We start from the raw sequence: 15,697 nt of genomic DNA, 5'->3' as shown, positions 1-15,697 counted from the left end.
GCCTGTGGTGCGCTTCAAGAACCCCTTGAGCGGTGCAGTAAGCTGGGACGACCTGGTGAAAGGCCCCATTTCAATCAACAACGAAGAAATGGATGATTTGATCATTGCCCGTCAGGATGGCACGCCCACCTATAATTTTTGCGTGGTGGTGGACGACTGGGAAATGAAAATTACCCACGTTATTCGTGGCGACGACCACATCAACAACACCCCGCGCCAGATCAATATTTTGAAGGCGCTGGGCGGTGAACAACCTGTTTACGGTCACATCCCGATGATTCTGGGGCCTGATGGCGAAAAGCTGTCCAAGCGCCACGGTGCGGTCAGTGTAGTGCAGTACCACGAAGAAGGCTTCCTGCCCGACGCCATGATCAACTACCTGGCCCGCTTGGGCTGGAGCCATGGTGATGACGAACTGTTCAGCCGCGAACAGCTTATTGAGTGGTTCGACTCCACCAACCTGTCGAAATCGGCCGCACAGTTCGACCCGGAAAAACTGAAGTGGGTGAATGCCCATTATATGAAGCAAGCACCCAGGGAATTGTTGCTGTCGGATTTGCAAACCCGTTTGGAACGAGACGGTGTGAATGCATTTGAAGGTCCAAAGTTGAACGACGTGCTGGACGTAGTGCTTGAACGCGCCTCTACCCTGGTGCAATTGCGCGATGAAGCCGCCCTGTTTTACAAGGTGCCCCAGGTAAACACCGAAGAGCTTGCCCCAATGCTGGACGAAGCCGGCGTGCGCGCTGCGCTGGCTGAATTCAATGAAGGCCTGAACAGCGTGGAATGGACTGTGGAAGCCTTGAATGGCTTGGTGAAAGCCACCATCAAAAACCACGGCCTGAAAATGCCAAAACTGGCCATGCCGCTGCGTTTGATGTTGACTGGCATTACGCAAACGCCTTCAATTGACAAGGTGATGAACCTGCTTGGCAAGTACACTGTACAAACTCGAATTGCGCAAGGACTGCAATCATGAGCAACAACAAACCGAAAGCAAACCCCGCCGACTGGGCAACAGCCACACAGGCCATTCGCGCAGGCAGCCACCGCACTGAATTTGGTGAACATTCCGAAGCGATGTTCTTGACATCAAGCTTTGTGTTCGACAATGCCGCACAGGCCGCAGCCCGTTTTGCCGGCACCGAAGAAGGCAATGTGTACGCTCGCTTTACCAACCCCAGCGTACAAATGTTTGAACAACGCCTGGCCGTGCTTGAAGACATGGAATATTGCCTGGCCACATCCAGCGGCATGGCAGCCATTACCACAACCTGCATGGGCTTGCTGAATGCGGGCGACCACATCATCGCCTCCAAAGCCCTGTTTGGCGCCACCGTTCAGTTGTTTGTGAACATTCTGGCCCGATTCGGCATTGAAACCACATTCGTGGACGGCACCAGCATGGCGGCATGGGAAAAGGCCATCAAGCCCAACACCAAGCTGTTCTACAGCGAAACGCCGTCGAACCCGTTGACTGAAATTCTGGACATGCGCGCACTCAGCGACCTGGCCAAAAAGCACGGTATTTACAACGTGGTCGACAACTGCTTCTGTACACCTGCACTGCAAAAGCCGGTCGACTTTGGCACGGAAATAATCATTCATTCCGCCACCAAATACCTGGACGGCCAAGGCCGTGTGCTGGGCGGAGCCATTTGTGGCCCGAAAGATTTGTTGAAAGACAAAATTCTGCCCGTACTGCGCACCGCTGGCCCCACGCTGTCTGCATTCAATGCCTGGGTGTTGTTCAAGGGGTTGGAAACGTTGAACATTCGCATGCTGGCGCAGTCTGCCGCGGCGCTTGACATTGCCACCTGGCTGGAAGCGCACCCCGCAGTAAGCAAGGTGTACTACCCCGGTTTGGAAAGCCACCCGCAACACGCGCTGGCCATGAAGCAACAGAAAACCGGCGGTGCCATAGTGTCATTCGAAGTGAAAGCAGCGAATGAAGACGAAGCACGCACCAAGGCATGGCATGTCATTGACAGCAGCCAGCTGATGTCGATCACCGCGAACCTGGGCGACACACGCACCACCATTACCCACCCGGGCACTACAACGCATGGGCGCTTGAGCCCCGAAGCGCGTGAAGCGGCAGGCATCAAGCAGGGTTTGATTCGCCTGGCGATTGGCCTGGAAGACGTGGTGGATTTGAAGAAAGACTTGGTACGCGGGTTGGGTTAAACAATCGGTTGGTACATGACTTTTCAAACGCACCGTTTATCAGGTGTATGAGCATGTGCTCGGCTAGTCAGGTGCACGCCCTCTCTCGCCAGAAAGCCTGCGAGGGTATTGCAACCTGAACTAGTCAAACCTCATCAGAACGCAGGTTAACAATGAAAAAAGCCGCTGATCGAAACCAGCGGCTTTTTCACAGCGCGAACATGTTTCAAACGCGCATTTGCTCTTCAGTCAAACCCTTGGCCAGCGCGTCTTTCATCCAGTTCGGGCGCTTGCCACGGCCCGACCAGGTCAAAGACGAATCCTGAGGATGGCGAAAGCGAACAGGCGCCGGACCCAGTTCACGTTTGCCTTTTGCTTTGCCGCCGCCCAATTCGGCAAACAACTCTTCCAGTTTCAAGCCCTTGGATGCAGCCAGTTTCTTGACTTCTTCAATCGCCTGCAATTTGGAACTGCGTTCATTCAATTCTTTTTCAATATCAGATTTCAGTTGTTGTAATTCAGAAGCACTTAAAGCTGACAAATTTAATTTTTTCATTTTATCTTTTCAAAGAAGTTTATTAACAAGCCCGATTGTAATTAATTTTAAAATCAATCACAAATTAAAAAGCAAATTGATTACTTAATCAGGTCAAGTGCAAATTTAAAATGTTCATTTTCTGCACTTTCCAACCATTCAAATACCACCATTTCAGTGGTCACCAATTCGGCACCATTGCCGGCAAGCCGATCAAATGCAGCATCGCGGTTTCTTTCTGTTCGGGAACCACAGGCGTCTGTCACCACCCACACTTCCATTTCATCATTCAGCAAATCCAGTGCGGTTTGCAATAAACACACATGTGCCTCAACGCCCGCGATCACAATGCTGGGGCGATCACTGTCAGTGGTGCTTTTTTGCAAATGTTTGGGCAAGCTGCGTGCATTTCCTGCATTGGGCTTGGGCAACAGAAGATCGGTCAATCCTTCAGGGCAGGCACTGAACTGGGTTTTTCGCATGGTCGCCTTGCACATGACCGCCAGTTCTGGAATAAAACCACCTATTTTGTCGGGCACATGTTCGGTTCCATAAACAGGTACGCGCATTTTCCTGGCCAATGTGGCCAGAATCATGGCATTGCGAAATACCTGATCCGCCTCGTGAATGGCGGGCATCAGCTTTTCCTGATAATCGATTAAAACGAGTTGGCTGGATTCTTGATTCAATAACATTCGGCGTGGGGAATTGTAGTTCAAAGCAAGAGCATACAAGGTAATTCAAGTCTGCAACACAGTTCGCCCAACAATAGTCATCAACAACATTTACCCTTGGGTACTTTCAGTGATTTGTTGACAATATTTTTCAAGGTTTTCTGGCAAATGACTTGGACACACGCCACACAACTTGTTGCCGGGTACCGCATAATCAATAAACTTTGGATAAGGCAAATTCAGGTTCTGCATAATCTCGAGAAACTCATCCATTGATTTATCAAGACCCAAACGCGGATTGCGTTTCTTTTCCTGTCCAATTGAAGACACCCGGCGGTGATGGTAATCGTGGCCGGGATAAACAAGCGTGTCTTCCGGCAAGGTAAACAGTTTCTTGTGTACGCTGTGATAAAGCGCATGCGCATCGCCATTCTGAAAATCGGTTCGGCCGCAGCCGTCAATCAACAACGCATCACCGGTGAACACACAATCATTGAACCGATAGGAAAAATGGCCATCAGTATGCCCCGGCGTGTGCAAAGGATCCACCACAATACCACCCACCACCAAAGGCACGCCCTCTTCAATTGCGTGGTCTGTGCAAGGCAAACGATCAAAGGCCGGTGCAGCAATGCGGCTTCCAACCTTGCGCTTCAATTCAAGCGCAGCGGTGATGTGATCTGCATGAATGTGGGTATCGACCGTGTAAACCAACGTCAAACCGAGATCATTCAACAAGGTCAAATCGCGATCCATCGCCGAGACCACCGGGTCAATCAGCACCGCCTGCCCCGTTCCTTCACAACCCAGCAAATAGGTATAGGTACTGGACACCGGTTCAAAAAGTTGTTTCAAAATCATTGTGCACCCACACTTGAATCGTTTATTTACATTAAAATATTGAAAAATATTTTATGTTTTTATATATTACTTGTAAAGCATTCAGTTGAGCAAACCCATGAACACCACCAATGAATTACTTCGCCTTCAGTTGGCCTCGGCGAAAGCCACCCGCTTTCTGCGAGCGCTGGGAAACCCGGCACGCCTGTTGCTGCTTTGCCAACTTGCGCAAGGCGAAAGAAATGTTCATGAACTGGAAACGCTGACCGGAATCAGGCAACCCACTCTGTCGCAACAATTGAGCGTGCTAAGAGAAGAAGAGCTGGTTACCACCCGAAAAGAAGGCAAACACGTTTACTACCAAATTCAAAGCGAAGTAGCCCTTGCAGTGATGGGCGTGCTGTACGAACATTTTTGCTCACCCGCAGCACTGCAAAACACAGTGCGACCATCATGATGGGCACTGCGGCACTGGGCCTTCTGGTCGGCCTGGTTATGGCGTTAACTGGTGCCGGTGGCGGCGTGTTGGCAGTTCCCCTGCTGGTGTTCACCACGGGCCTGACGGTTCAACAAGTTTCACCCATCGGGCTGCTGGCAGTGGGCCTTGCAGCCACACTGGGTGCTGCACTGGGCTTGCGTGCCGGTGAAGTACGCTACAAAGCTGCCATGTTGATGGGCTTCGTCGGCCTTCTATTCTCACCCATTGGGTTTTGGGTGGCACAACAAGTGGACACCCAAATACTGGGCCTGGCATTTTCGGTGGTTTTGCTGTGGGTCGCCTACAACGCATTCCAGGGCAGCGCCAATACCGACATGAATGTAATTGATGCACCGCCCAGCAGCAAAAAGAGCGATTGCCCCTGCATTCGAAACCCGGCAACGGGCCGCTTCATATGGACCATGCCATGTGCCCGTGCATTGATTTTTTCCGGCGCTGTGGCTGGTTTTTTATCAGGGTTGCTGGGTGTAGGCGGCGGGTTTGTATTGGTTCCAGCACTACAACGCTTTACCGATTTGAACGTGCAGTCGGTCACGGTAACTTCACTGGCCGTGATCGCCATTGTTTCAACATTTGGTGTGTTGAACAGTGTCAGTGCAGGTGCGTTCAATTATGAAATTGGAATTACTTTTTCGGCGGCTGCGCTGGCTGGCATGCTGGGCGGGCGCATGATTTCCAACAAAATGCCCAGCGCTCACCTTAAAAAAGCATTTGGCGTAATGTGCCTGGTGGTGTCTGCACTAATGGTATTCAAAAACATATAGCACCCGGAACAAGTCCATTGATCCATTCCGGGCATTGATCACAGCGACCGGGCAATAATTTCCTTCATGATTTCACTGGATCCACCGTAAATGCGCTGCACGCGGGCATCTGCGTACATTTGTGCAATCGGGTACTCCATCATGTAACCGTAGCCACCGAAGAACTGCAGGCACTCGTCAATCACCTTGCATTCAAGTTCACTGAGGTGCAGTTTTGCAATCGACGCTGTGGCCGCATCCAGTTTTCCAGCCACCAGTTTTTCGATCGAATTGTCAATGAATGCACGGGCCACCACGGCTTGCGCCTTAAGTTCTGCCAACTTGAAACGCGTGTTCTGGAACTCAAAAATTGTTTTACCGAATGCCTTGCGTTCCTTGGTGTATTCCAGGGTAATTTCAATAGCCATTTCAATGGCGGCCATGGCACCCACACCCAACATCAAACGCTCATAGGGCAATTCCACCATCAATTGCATGAAGCCTGTGCCTTCGGCCCCCAGCACATTCTGGGCCGGAATACGGACATTGTCGAAAAACAGCTCGCAGGTGTCTTGCCCTTTCTGACCCAGTTTCTCAAGAATTCGCCCAACCTTGAACCCTTCTGCATTTTTGGTTTCAAGCAGCATCAAAGTGACACCCCTGGCACCCGCGCCGGGATCGGTTTTAGTGACCAGAATAATGACATCGGCGAGGTAACCGTTGGAGATAAAAATCTTCGATCCGTTGACCACATAATGGCTGCCATCCTTCACGGCGCTTGTGCGAATTCCCTGCAAATCAGAACCTGCACCGGGTTCGCTCATTGCGATTGCGCCAATCATCTCGCCACTGGCCATTTTGGGAAGGAAGTACTGTTTCTGCTCTTCCGTGCCATGGTTCAAAATGTACTGTGCCGCAATGGCATGCACATGCACGCCGAACGAACGGTCGCCACTGTAGGCCAGCTCTTCAAACAGCACCGCCATGTGCGTGAAGTCGCCGCCCGCGCCGCCATATTCCTCGGGGATATCGGCAGACAACAAACCCATTTCACCAGCTTTCAGCCAAAGTTCACGGTCCACGTGTTGTTGCTTGGCCCACTTGTGCTGGTTGGGTTTTATCTCGGTTTCAACAAAACGGCGAAGATTGGAACGGTACAGTTCAAGGTCGGAATTCATCCAGCTGGGCTTGGGGTATCTCATGGTCTCTTCACGCTTTTTAAAGTTATAGGTCAACCGACCGAATTGCAATGAATCGATTATAGGTCACGTGACCTAGTTGTCAACAATGAGATCAATATTAAGGTCAATATTTGGGTTAAAGTACGGGCATGAGCGCACACACCACCACCGACAAAGGTCAAATACGCACACAGGAAATCCTGAAAACGGCCCAGTACATTCTGGCCAGCGAGGGTTATGCGGGTTTAAGCATGCGCGGGGTGGCCAACCAGCTGGGCATATCGCTAAGCACTGTGCAGCACTATTACGCCAGCAAGGAAGCACTGGTTGAAGCCTTGCTGACCTACGTGATGGACAACTACCAAACTGCTGTGGCGCAGGTCATGAATGCGATGAGCGACAAAAGCCAGCTGGAGCGTTTCACCACCATCGTGGAATTGATTTTGATTGAAATTCGGCGACCGGAAACTTTCGGTGTGTTGGCGGAAATTTACGCCTTGTCAAACCGCCTGCCATTTGCAGCCCGTTTGGTAGAAGCTGTTTACGCCCGGGAACGGAAAGAAATTTTCAAGTTGATTTACGGACTGGAACCCAGAATCAGCAAAGCAGAATGCAAATTGCGTGCTGCAATGATCGTGGTTCAAATTCACGGTTTGGTTTCGCAGTTGGCACAAGACAACGACCCCAGCTTAAGCCGAAAGCAACTGGAACAGGCGGCACGTCAAAGCTTTTTGATGTTGGCAACGAAACCCTGAAAAACCGCCAAACCAATCAGGCGTAAACGTTCAATTTTGTGCCCAAATTGCCGCTGCTAGCCAGGGACGGGGGTTGGGGAACGGACTGGATAAGTTGTGCAATCGATGTTTCTGCAATGTCCATGGTTTTCTTGAACACCGCAATTTGACCCTGTTGAATGGTTTGTGCCTGCTTCATTTGTGCTGTGGCATTCGCCATGGCGGCTGGGGAAACGTCCATATCATCCTCCGTATCTAAAACCGATAACGGCAGAAATTCTACAAACTTGAGCATTCTAAATCCGGTTAACCCCGCACACCGGATATGTAAGCCGCAGTCAACTCATGGCCGGGTTCCTCAAAGATCTGGCGGCTTTGACCGTACTCAATCAATTTGCCCACCTTTTCCTTCATCCAGAAAAATGCGGCGTAATTTGCAATTCGCTTGGCCTGCGCCAGGTTGTGGGTCACAATCACCACCGTGTAACGGCCCTTCAAACGCAGCACAAGGTCTTCCACCACACCGGAAGAAATGGGGTCAAGCGCACTGCAGGGCTCGTCCATCAACAGCACCTTTGGCTCCAGCGCCAGGGCACGGGCAATGCACAAGCGCTGCTGCTGCCCACCCGACAAACCCAGTGCAGACTGGTCCAGCCTGTCTTTTACTTCATCCCACAAACCCACATCGGTCAGCGCTCGCTCAAGGCGTTCGTGCAAAACCTGCTTGCCCGCAATGCCATGTTCCCGCAATGGCATTTCAATGTTTTTCCGCACACTCAGGGGAAACGGGTTGGGTCGCTGAAAAATCATGCCCACATGGGTTCTCAAGGCACGCACATCCACATTGGGGTCATGAATGTTCAAGCCATCAAATTCAATGCGCCCTTCTACGCGTGCATGGGGAATCATATCGGTCAGCCTGTTCAAGCTGGACAGAAAACTGGTTTTTCCGCAGCCCGACGGACCGATCAGCGCGGTAATGCAACCCTGGTGAATTTGCAAGCTTAAATCGTCGAGCGCGGTGATGCCGTTGTAGCTGACCCGCAAACCCTGCACGTCAATGATGGGGGTGGGCACGCAACACGCGGTACCCTGCTGCAAATCGCCTAGCGTGTAAGTGGCGCCTGGGGCAACAACGCCTGTTGGTTCGAAAGATTCATTCATGCAACAATCCTTTTGGCCAGCAATGTGTCCGACAACTTCAATGCCATGGCGTTGATCAACCCGATGGCAAGAATCAGCGCCAGCGCGCTGCCATAAGCGGCTTGATCGCCACCGGGAATGTTCATCGACAAATCAAAAATGTGAACAGCCAGGGCACGGCCGGAATCAAAAATACTTTCGGGCATTCGATCAACATACCCACTCGTGAAAATCAAGGCAGCGGTCTCGGCCATGGCACGGCCAATGCCCAACATCAAGCCCGCCGCAATGGAGGGGGCCGCTGCAGGCAACAGAATTTGCCACAGGGTTGCAAACTTGCTTAAACCCAGCGCAGCAGCACCTTGCCGCCAGCCTTCCGACACAGCGGAAAGCCCCGCCTCGGTGGTTCGTATCAGGATGGGCAACACCATGCAGGCCAGCGTTAAACCGCCTGCCACAATTGAATAACCCAAACCCAGAAACACGCAAAAAAATGCGCTGCCAAACAAACCAAACACGATCGATGGCACACCCGCCAGCACATCCAGCGACAGGCGCACATACGCTGCCAGTTTGCCCCCCTTGCGTGTAAATTCTGAAAGCCAGATTGCAGCAGCAAAAGCCAGGGGCACAGCAGCCACCAAGGTGACCAGCAATATCAACCCCGTAGAAACCAGTATGCTGGAAATACCCCCCTTGCGGCCAGAATTTCGAGGCAACTCGCTGATGAATTCCCACGACAGTTTTGCAACGCCATGGGTCAGCAAATCCAGCACAATCCACGCGAATACGGTGGCCACCACCACCGCAGCGGCATACACCGCAACTGCAAAAAAATGGTCGGAATGAATTCGCCCTGCGCGAACAAGCCTCTGCTGCTGAAGTTGATTATTCATTGCCTTGCGTACTCCCTGCGGTGCACATAACTGACCATGAACACAATCAGCAAGGTCAACACCAAGCCCGAGAAGAACAGGGATGCCCGGTGTTCGCCGGTTGCGTACGCCATTTCAAGCGCAATGTTTGCGGTCAGGGTACGCACCGGGTCGAACACACTTCCGGGCATTTCAACCACATTGCCTGTCACCATCAACACGGCCATGGTTTCGCCCAAGGCACGGGTAATGGCAAGCACCGTACCGGCGATCAAACCTTGTCTGGCCGCTGGAAACAGCACCTTGAAAGCAATTGCCGCTTTTCTCATGCCCAGTGCATGGGCACCCTGCAGGTAACTTGCAGGCACAGCCTTGAACGCAGCTTCGGCTGTCAGGGCAACAGTGGGTAAAATCATCAGGGTCAAAATCAGGATACCCGCAAGCAAACTTGCACCGGGTGGCTGATATCGGCCAATCAAGGGTACCAACACGGTTAGCCCCCAAAAGCCATATACAACGGAAGGAATGCCCGCCAACAAGCCCAACAGCCAGCGGTATGGCCGCACCAGGCTGCTGTGCCCGTAGTACTGCGAGAACAGGGCCGATGCCATGCCCAAGGGCAAGGCCAGCGCGATTGCGCCCAAGGTACACAACAGGCTGCCCGCCACCATGGGCATCAAGCCACGTTGGCCCTCCAGTGGAAACCAGGCTTGTGAGGTATCGAAGAAACCGGCCACATCGGCGTTGATGACAGGCAGTGATTCAATGAACACAAACACCACCACCAAGCCAATCAGGCTGGCCGTGACCAAGGTCAATGCCAGGCTAAAAAACTGCAAGCCCTGGTCAGCGTTGAACCGGGACAAAATATTGTTCTTTTACCAAGTCGTGTACCAAGGGATTTTGTGCGTAATCCACAAACTGCCTGGCCAAACCAGTGAGTGGTCCTTTTCTGACCAGGTTCAAAGGGCGCGACAATGGAAAACTGCCGTCCCGAACCGATGCGGTACTGGGCTTGACCCCATTCATGGGCAGCATTTGAATGGGCACGCCGCTTTCAATCTCAAATTCTGCCGCACCAATAGATACATAACCGATGGAACCCGGATTGCCCGCCACGGTTTTAATGCCCTGCTGGTTATCTCCAATCACAACCTGTGCCTTGATCTGGCTGTTTTTCAAACCAAAAAACTGGGCGAACAATTCCAGGGTCGACCTGCCCTCGGCCTTGTTGACCACGGTAATTCGCTGGTCTGTGCCACCCACTGCCTTCCAGTTTTGAATTTGCCCGGTGTAAATTGCAATAATCTGTTCTTTGCTCAACACACGCACGGGGTTGGTCTTGTGCAAAATGACGGCAATGCCATCCAGTGCAATGGTGAAGCTTTGCAAATCACTTTCCTCTGGCTTCAATGCACGCGACACCAAACCCAGATCGGCTGCACCGCTGCGGGCATCGGCCAAACCACGGCCTGAACCACCGGTTTGCACGTCAATGCGCACCCCGGCGTTGTTCTGCTCAAAACGCTTTGCAATTTCCAGCGCCAAAGGGGCCACGGTGCTTGAACCCGTCAGGGACAGTTTTTTGTCCGCTGCAAAAACAGCCAAGGGCTGAAGCAGCGCAAGCCCCAGTGCAAGCACTACCAAATTCGTACCACGCAGTACACGCATCAGCAACACGCCCCCGCACCCAGTCCATCACTGCCGTTCTGGTCAAATGGCATCACACTGCCACACCCCTCGAACACACCGTAGTGGCGTGAAAAGTCACCAATGAACTGGAAGTGTTCATTGAAGCGCGTGTCATGCAACATTTTGTAGGTGTTGCCGCACACCGGGAACACCTTGCCGGTTTCAATCAAATGATGCTTGTCCAGCAAAAATGCATGTGGCTGGTTCTCGCTGCTTCCTTTGTAAACCACGGCCTGACCGTAATCTTCGCAGGCTGTTTCAAGGCCGTCCAGTTTGAACAGGCGGTAAGTGGCTGAATAAAAACGCGTCTGCCCAACCAGCTTGCTCAGGCGTTCATCTGTAATTTCAAGGGGACGGTCTTCCACCAAACGCGGGTCGGTAAAACCATTGCCCGTGCTCAGGCGCAAAAAGTCGTACCAATACATGGCGCCGCCCAAGCACTCGCCGTACAACACCGGGTCATTTGCCACATTCGCAGGAACACGCCGATCTGAATACACATCGGAAAAATAAAATTCACCGCCCGGTTTCAACAAGCGATACACCTCGCGAATGACGGAATCTTTGTCGGGCGACAAATTGACCACGCAGTTGGACACGATCACATCAAAGCTCTTGTCCTCAAGACCCAATTCATCAAGGCGCTCAATGTAGCCTTGCAAAAAGGTCACATTGCTTTTGGCATAGCCAAACTTCTCGCGGTGATATTCCAGGTGGCGGTTGGCCACATCCAGTTGTTCTTCGGTCATGTCAACGCCAACCACATGCCCGGTTTCACCAACCAACTGCGCCAAGGCATACACGTCACGCCCGGAACCGGAACCCAAGTCCAGAATGCGCTTGCCTTTTAAATCAGTCGGGCACACCAGCCCACAACCGTAATAGCGGCTAAGCACTTCATCGTGAATATTGGAAAGCAAGGGCTTTAACCAGGAGGGGATCGCAGAGAAATCGCAGCACGCCGTGGTTTTTAAATCGCTGCTGCTTTGAAGCTGTTTGCCATAGTAGTCTTTGACTACGTCGTACATATTGGGTCTCCAGAAATTGCACATGCCGCCAAAAGGCCAGCCAACTAGCAATATATTCGGAGTTTTTACAAAAAGGTTACTTGTCGACGCAAATCCATCGCACCACAATCATGATTTCGCGAAGTTTCCTGCGGCCAGCTTCCGTTCAGCGCCCCTTCTTGGCGCGCTCCAGAATTTGCACCACCAATTCACTTCGTATTTGCTCACCACGCTCCACATTCTGGGCATGCAGCAGCACGTTTTCCTCGATCAACTTGGCCATTGAACTGAGCAGCACGTAGATCAGGTCCTCAGCCTTGAACATGGCAGCATTTTGTAAAATATTCAAGGCGCCCAAACAGCAGGAATGCCGCAGTGCCATTTCGTCCACGGCAAGGTCGCCGTAGTCCAGCGGATCCTCCTTTGCAACTTCATTGACCAACATCACAAGGGTGTTCAAATCAATTTCAATTTGATGCGTAGTTGCCATGGTGTTTCTCCGTGGGTTGCACACTTCCGTTCTACCATAGGGCTGTACAGAAAACCAGCACTGAATGGGTTGGCTTTCCCCCTCTCTAATTACACATATTTGCGAATTTGTTATTTATAAGTAATTATGAGAAGATGAATCATGAAATTTCCCGGAGCCAAGCCATGAAAACCGCCAAAGAACTGCGCAACACCCCAAGCATTGGTGAAACCCACCAAGTACAAAATGTGGCCAGTGATTTGCACAGCTATAACCTGTTCACCAGCGACGCGGCATTGGCAGACGGCGTGAAGCGCGAGGGTGGCCAATGGGGGTGGGCAGAACTGGCCGCCTTTGGCGAAAAGTGCGGCAAACCGGAATACCTTGAACTGGGTTTTTTGGCCAACAAATACACACCGGAACTGGACACACACGACCGCTTCGGCAACCGGGTCGACGCTGTGCGTTACCACGGCGCATACCATGAATTGATGAAATCGGCCCTCGAAGAAGGCCTGCACAGCCAACCGTGGACCGACCCACGTGAAGGTGCGCATGTGGTGCGCGGCGCAAAAGCCTTCATGCAAAGCCAGGTGGAAGCAGGCCACGGCTGCCCGGTCACCATGACATTCGCCTCCATTCCCAGCTTCCGTGTTCAACCGGAAGTGGCTGCCATGTTCGAGGCGAAAATATTGCACCGCGGCTACGACCCCCGCAATGTGCCCATTGATGAAAAAAAGTCCATCACTGTAGGCATGGGCATGACTGAAAAACAGGGCGGGTCAGATGTACGCGCCAACAGCACCATGGCCACACCCGTGAACCAGCCCGGCGCTGGGCAAATGTATTCGCTGGTGGGGCACAAGTGGTTTTTGTCGGCCCCCATGTGCGACCTGTTTTTGATTCTGGCGCAAACAACAGCCGGTGTTTCCTGCTTTGCAGTGCCCCGCTGGCTGCCCGATGGCACCAAGAACGCACTGAACGTAATTCGCCTGAAAGACAAAATGGGCAACAAATCGAATGCATCCAGCGAAGTGGAATTTCGCGGTGCGCAGGGTTGGTTGATTGGCGACGAAGGCAGGGGCGTGCCCACCATCATTGAAATGGTCAGCCTGACCCGCTTCGATTGCATGGGTGCGTCGGCCGGACTGATGCGTGCTGGTCTGGCCAACGCCATTCACCACTGCAAACAGCGTGCTGCCTTCGGTGCCAAGTTGATTGATCAGCCCTTGATGCAAAACGTGCTAGCCGATTTGCAACTGGAATACGAAGGCGCCATGGCTTTTTCAATGCGCATGGCCCGTGCGCTCGATTTAAAAGACAGCAACGAACACGAAGCCCAACTGGCCCGGCTGGCCACTGCCGTGGGCAAGTACTGGATTTGCAAACGCGCACCGCAACACAGCTACGAAATCATGGAATGCATTGGCGGCAGCGGCGTGATGGAAAACTCGATCTACCCCCGCCTGTTCCGCGAAAGCGTGATCAACCCGATTTGGGAAGGCAGTGGCAACGTGCAGTGCCTGGATGTACTTCGCGCAATCGGCAAAACACCCAGTGTGCTGATGGCTTTCAATGCGGAATTGAACAAGGCACGCGGTGGCAACTCCATTCTGGATTCTTACCTGGATGGCTTGAACCAGCAATTCATGCAACTGAACCCGGCCGACATGCACGGCCTGCAGTACAGCGCCCGCACCATGGTCGATCAAATGGCGTTGGCATTTGAAGCATCGTTGTTGGTGCAACACGCACCGGCAGCTGTCAGTGAAGCCTTTTGCGCAAGTCGCCTGGCTGCACAGGGCCACCACAACTATGGTGCTTTGCCCAAAGGCATGAACGTGAAAGCGATTATTGAGCGGGCTGATCCGGCGGTTGAGAAGGCTTAAATGGAGAAAGCTTAAACCTTCTTGATTGGCCCTTTGTACTGCGTTACTGCCTCATCGACAGTGACCAGTGTAATTCCTTCGAGTTGCGCCTGCGCGATCAACATTCGATCGAAGGGGTCTTTGTGCAGGCCTGGCAAGTTGTTCACTGCGACAGCGTGCTGGCCTGAAATACCCAACTCTTCATACCCGTTGTCAAGCAAGCCGCGGCGAAGCGCCGCCGGGTCAACCGAAAAATCGGCCCGACCCAAACCATTCTTGATGGCAATTTCCCAAAGGCTTGCAACACTAAAGTACAGCGTATTTTCCAAATTTCCAATCAGCTTTTGGGTGGCTTTGCTCAACTTGCCGGGCTCGGAAGCCGCCCACAACAAAATGTGAGTGTCCAGCAAATACTTCATTGCTTGGCACCAAACAATTGCGCAATCGCGTCTGCATCCATTGAATCGAAATCTGCAGGAACAGTGAATTCACCTTTCATGAACCCAAGGCGTTTGACTTGACCCGATTCTGGAGTGCTCAACGAGCTTACTTTAACCATCGGTTTACCAGACTTCGCAATCACAAACGACTCGCCTTGCGCGGCTTGGTCAACCAAGCGCGACAAATTGGTTTTCGCTTCGTGAATGTTGATTTTTTGCATGAGGCATTCCGACTTAACTAAACTAAGTTCAATTAGTTTAGTTCCTTGATTGACTAGGGTCAAGTTAACGCTCTTTATTGACTGGAAACGCTATTCAGTAACAGCCAAGGCAATGAAGTTGCATGGTTTTTCAAGAATCCATTGTCTCGGTGTAAAAACATCACGCGCTTTCACTGACAAGCTGTGAACCATGTCGTGAAAGGGTTTGCGCATTCGGGGTGTGGGCCAATAAAGTTGCCCCGCCAAACCGGGTTGCAGGGCCAACACCGCTTCAATGGCCGGAATGCAATCATTCCACACCAAGGCATCGGGCCAAATTTCACAGCCCCATTCAATGCTTTCCTGCTCGGCCAGCACCGAACTAAAAGCTTCGCAAGGCTTGCTGTGCAATTGCACAACCACACCACCTTCCATACACACAGCAGCCATGCAATAACGGCCCTGCCCTGCGCCAGATGCGTCGACCAGCACATGCCTGCCGGTATTAAACACGGCAACATTTCGATTTTCCAAAGCAACACGAAACGGCATTGGCGCAGCACCAAAAAAGAAGGCGAATTATAGAAACAAGCCCTTGAGAATGAAAGGAATATTAGAAAGTTCGTCGGGA

The 15,697-nt window shown here is 52.1% G+C and carries 20 protein-coding genes; 6 read left to right on the top strand and 14 right to left on the bottom strand.

Annotation, left to right across the window (positions count from 1 at the left end; genetic code table 11):
• The coding region (gltX, locus tag V7028_RS10705) for a glutamate--tRNA ligase (protein ID WP_334120070.1) at positions 1-979 on the top strand (979 nt) is incomplete at its 5' end.
• Positions 976-2,187 (top strand): O-succinylhomoserine sulfhydrylase, encoded by a 1,212-nt coding sequence (locus V7028_RS10700; protein WP_334120069.1) that lies wholly within the window; start codon positions 976-978, stop codon positions 2,185-2,187. The genes gltX and V7028_RS10700, both read left to right, overlap by 4 nt.
• A gap of 205 nt (positions 2,188-2,392) precedes the next feature.
• Here V7028_RS10700 and V7028_RS10695 read toward each other — a convergent pair whose 3' ends face one another.
• From V7028_RS10695 to V7028_RS10685, 3 genes are all read right to left on the bottom strand, one after another.
• The gene (locus tag V7028_RS10695) at positions 2,393-2,722 is read right to left on the bottom strand and encodes an H-NS histone family protein (RefSeq protein ID WP_334120068.1); all 330 of its coding nucleotides are present in this window, start codon (positions 2,720-2,722) and stop codon (positions 2,393-2,395) included.
• Positions 2,723-2,802: 80 nt separating this feature from the next.
• Positions 2,803-3,396, bottom strand: a complete 594-nt coding sequence (locus V7028_RS10690; protein ID WP_334120067.1) for an isochorismatase family protein — start codon at positions 3,394-3,396, stop codon at positions 2,803-2,805.
• Positions 3,397-3,486: 90 nt separating this feature from the next.
• A complete protein-coding gene (locus V7028_RS10685) occupies positions 3,487-4,236 on the bottom strand; it encodes an MBL fold metallo-hydrolase (RefSeq protein WP_334120066.1) in 750 nt (249 codons plus the stop codon).
• Between the two features lie 97 nt (positions 4,237-4,333).
• Between V7028_RS10685 and V7028_RS10680 the strand changes: the two genes are divergently transcribed.
• Both V7028_RS10680 and V7028_RS10675 read left to right on the top strand, forming a co-directional pair.
• The gene (locus V7028_RS10680; protein ID WP_334120065.1) at positions 4,334-4,672 is read left to right on the top strand and encodes an ArsR/SmtB family transcription factor; all 339 of its coding nucleotides are present in this window, start codon (positions 4,334-4,336) and stop codon (positions 4,670-4,672) included.
• Complete coding sequence (locus tag V7028_RS10675) at positions 4,669-5,478, top strand: sulfite exporter TauE/SafE family protein (protein ID WP_334120064.1); 810 nt, start codon at positions 4,669-4,671, stop codon at positions 5,476-5,478. Before V7028_RS10680 ends, V7028_RS10675 begins: the two co-directional genes overlap by 4 nt.
• 38 nt (positions 5,479-5,516) lie before the next feature.
• Here V7028_RS10675 and V7028_RS10670 read toward each other — a convergent pair whose 3' ends face one another.
• Entirely contained in the window at positions 5,517-6,659 is a 1,143-nt protein-coding gene (locus V7028_RS10670; protein WP_334120063.1) for an acyl-CoA dehydrogenase family protein, read from the bottom strand.
• 128 nt (positions 6,660-6,787) lie between these two features.
• On the opposite strand from V7028_RS10670, the gene V7028_RS10665 reads away from it, so the two are divergent.
• Positions 6,788-7,393, top strand: a complete 606-nt coding sequence (locus tag V7028_RS10665; protein WP_334120062.1) for a TetR/AcrR family transcriptional regulator — start codon at positions 6,788-6,790, stop codon at positions 7,391-7,393.
• A 16-nt stretch (positions 7,394-7,409) separates the two neighbouring features.
• Here V7028_RS10665 and V7028_RS10660 read toward each other — a convergent pair whose 3' ends face one another.
• The 7 genes from V7028_RS10660 to V7028_RS10630 all read right to left on the bottom strand — a co-directional run bounded on the left by V7028_RS10660 (position 7,410) and on the right by V7028_RS10630 (position 12,579).
• A complete protein-coding gene (locus V7028_RS10660) occupies positions 7,410-7,613 on the bottom strand; it encodes a YjfB family protein (protein WP_334120061.1) in 204 nt (67 codons plus the stop codon).
• A gap of 65 nt (positions 7,614-7,678) precedes the next feature.
• A complete protein-coding gene (locus V7028_RS10655; protein ID WP_334120060.1) occupies positions 7,679-8,536 on the bottom strand; it encodes a phosphate ABC transporter ATP-binding protein in 858 nt (285 codons plus the stop codon).
• Positions 8,533-9,411 (bottom strand): phosphate ABC transporter permease PstA, encoded by an 879-nt coding sequence (pstA, locus tag V7028_RS10650; RefSeq protein ID WP_334120059.1) that lies wholly within the window; start codon positions 9,409-9,411, stop codon positions 8,533-8,535. Before pstA ends, V7028_RS10655 begins: the two co-directional genes overlap by 4 nt.
• Positions 9,408-10,256 (bottom strand): phosphate ABC transporter permease subunit PstC, encoded by an 849-nt coding sequence (gene pstC, locus V7028_RS10645; RefSeq protein WP_334120058.1) that lies wholly within the window; start codon positions 10,254-10,256, stop codon positions 9,408-9,410. The genes pstA and pstC overlap by 4 nt, the downstream gene beginning before the upstream one ends.
• The gene (locus V7028_RS10640) at positions 10,237-11,061 is read right to left on the bottom strand and encodes a phosphate ABC transporter substrate-binding protein (protein WP_334120073.1); all 825 of its coding nucleotides are present in this window, start codon (positions 11,059-11,061) and stop codon (positions 10,237-10,239) included. Before V7028_RS10640 ends, pstC begins: the two co-directional genes overlap by 20 nt.
• Positions 11,061-12,110 carry a methyltransferase domain-containing protein gene (locus V7028_RS10635; RefSeq protein WP_334120057.1) on the bottom strand — a complete coding sequence of 350 codons (1,050 nt, stop codon included), beginning with the start codon at positions 12,108-12,110 and terminating at the stop codon, positions 11,061-11,063. The genes V7028_RS10640 and V7028_RS10635 overlap by 1 nt, the downstream gene beginning before the upstream one ends.
• Positions 12,111-12,255: 145 nt before the next feature.
• Entirely contained in the window at positions 12,256-12,579 is a 324-nt protein-coding gene (locus V7028_RS10630) for a hypothetical protein (protein WP_305565198.1), read from the bottom strand.
• 164 nt (positions 12,580-12,743) lie between these two features.
• Here V7028_RS10630 and V7028_RS10625 point away from each other — a divergent pair, with 164 nt between their 5' ends.
• Positions 12,744-14,447, top strand: a complete 1,704-nt coding sequence (locus tag V7028_RS10625) for an acyl-CoA dehydrogenase family protein (protein WP_334120056.1) — start codon at positions 12,744-12,746, stop codon at positions 14,445-14,447.
• 11 nt (positions 14,448-14,458) lie between these two features.
• Here V7028_RS10625 and V7028_RS10620 read toward each other — a convergent pair whose 3' ends face one another.
• The 3 genes from V7028_RS10620 to V7028_RS10610 form a co-directional block, all read right to left on the bottom strand.
• Positions 14,459-14,845 carry a type II toxin-antitoxin system VapC family toxin gene (locus V7028_RS10620; RefSeq protein WP_334120055.1) on the bottom strand — a complete coding sequence of 129 codons (387 nt, stop codon included), beginning with the start codon at positions 14,843-14,845 and terminating at the stop codon, positions 14,459-14,461.
• Positions 14,842-15,087, bottom strand: a complete 246-nt coding sequence (locus tag V7028_RS10615; protein ID WP_334120054.1) for a type II toxin-antitoxin system Phd/YefM family antitoxin — start codon at positions 15,085-15,087, stop codon at positions 14,842-14,844. Before V7028_RS10615 ends, V7028_RS10620 begins: the two co-directional genes overlap by 4 nt.
• A gap of 90 nt (positions 15,088-15,177) precedes the next feature.
• Positions 15,178-15,618, bottom strand: a complete 441-nt coding sequence (locus tag V7028_RS10610) for a hypothetical protein (RefSeq protein WP_334120053.1) — start codon at positions 15,616-15,618, stop codon at positions 15,178-15,180.
• Positions 15,619-15,697 lie beyond the last annotated feature (79 nt).

Source organism: Limnobacter sp. (genome assembly GCF_036846585.1).
Taxonomy (GTDB): domain Bacteria; phylum Pseudomonadota; class Gammaproteobacteria; order Burkholderiales; family Burkholderiaceae_B; genus Limnobacter.
Note: the sequence above shows the minus strand (reverse complement) of the source record. Positions and strands in the feature narration are given on the sequence as shown.

Coding starts and splice junctions, on each gene's coding strand:
- V7028_RS10700 (WP_334120069.1), top strand. CDS start 976: ATGAGCAACAACAAACCGAAAGCAAACCCCGCCGACTGGGCAACAGCC.
- V7028_RS10695 (WP_334120068.1), bottom strand. CDS start 2,722: ATGAAAAAATTAAATTTGTCAGCTTTAAGTGCTTCTGAATTACAACAA.
- V7028_RS10690 (WP_334120067.1), bottom strand. CDS start 3,396: ATGTTATTGAATCAAGAATCCAGCCAACTCGTTTTAATCGATTATCAG.
- V7028_RS10685 (WP_334120066.1), bottom strand. CDS start 4,236: ATGATTTTGAAACAACTTTTTGAACCGGTGTCCAGTACCTATACCTAT.
- V7028_RS10680 (WP_334120065.1), top strand. CDS start 4,334: ATGAACACCACCAATGAATTACTTCGCCTTCAGTTGGCCTCGGCGAAA.
- V7028_RS10675 (WP_334120064.1), top strand. CDS start 4,669: ATGATGGGCACTGCGGCACTGGGCCTTCTGGTCGGCCTGGTTATGGCG.
- V7028_RS10670 (WP_334120063.1), bottom strand. CDS start 6,659: ATGAGATACCCCAAGCCCAGCTGGATGAATTCCGACCTTGAACTGTAC.
- V7028_RS10665 (WP_334120062.1), top strand. CDS start 6,788: ATGAGCGCACACACCACCACCGACAAAGGTCAAATACGCACACAGGAA.
- V7028_RS10660 (WP_334120061.1), bottom strand. CDS start 7,613: ATGGACGTTTCCCCAGCCGCCATGGCGAATGCCACAGCACAAATGAAG.
- V7028_RS10655 (WP_334120060.1), bottom strand. CDS start 8,536: ATGAATGAATCTTTCGAACCAACAGGCGTTGTTGCCCCAGGCGCCACT.
- pstA (WP_334120059.1), bottom strand. CDS start 9,411: ATGAATAATCAACTTCAGCAGCAGAGGCTTGTTCGCGCAGGGCGAATT.
- V7028_RS10640 (WP_334120073.1), bottom strand. CDS start 11,061: ATGCGTGTACTGCGTGGTACGAATTTGGTAGTGCTTGCACTGGGGCTT.
- V7028_RS10635 (WP_334120057.1), bottom strand. CDS start 12,110: ATGTACGACGTAGTCAAAGACTACTATGGCAAACAGCTTCAAAGCAGC.
- V7028_RS10630 (WP_305565198.1), bottom strand. CDS start 12,579: ATGGCAACTACGCATCAAATTGAAATTGATTTGAACACCCTTGTGATG.
- V7028_RS10625 (WP_334120056.1), top strand. CDS start 12,744: ATGAAAACCGCCAAAGAACTGCGCAACACCCCAAGCATTGGTGAAACC.
- V7028_RS10620 (WP_334120055.1), bottom strand. CDS start 14,845: ATGAAGTATTTGCTGGACACTCACATTTTGTTGTGGGCGGCTTCCGAG.
- V7028_RS10615 (WP_334120054.1), bottom strand. CDS start 15,087: ATGCAAAAAATCAACATTCACGAAGCGAAAACCAATTTGTCGCGCTTG.
- V7028_RS10610 (WP_334120053.1), bottom strand. CDS start 15,618: ATGCCGTTTCGTGTTGCTTTGGAAAATCGAAATGTTGCCGTGTTTAAT.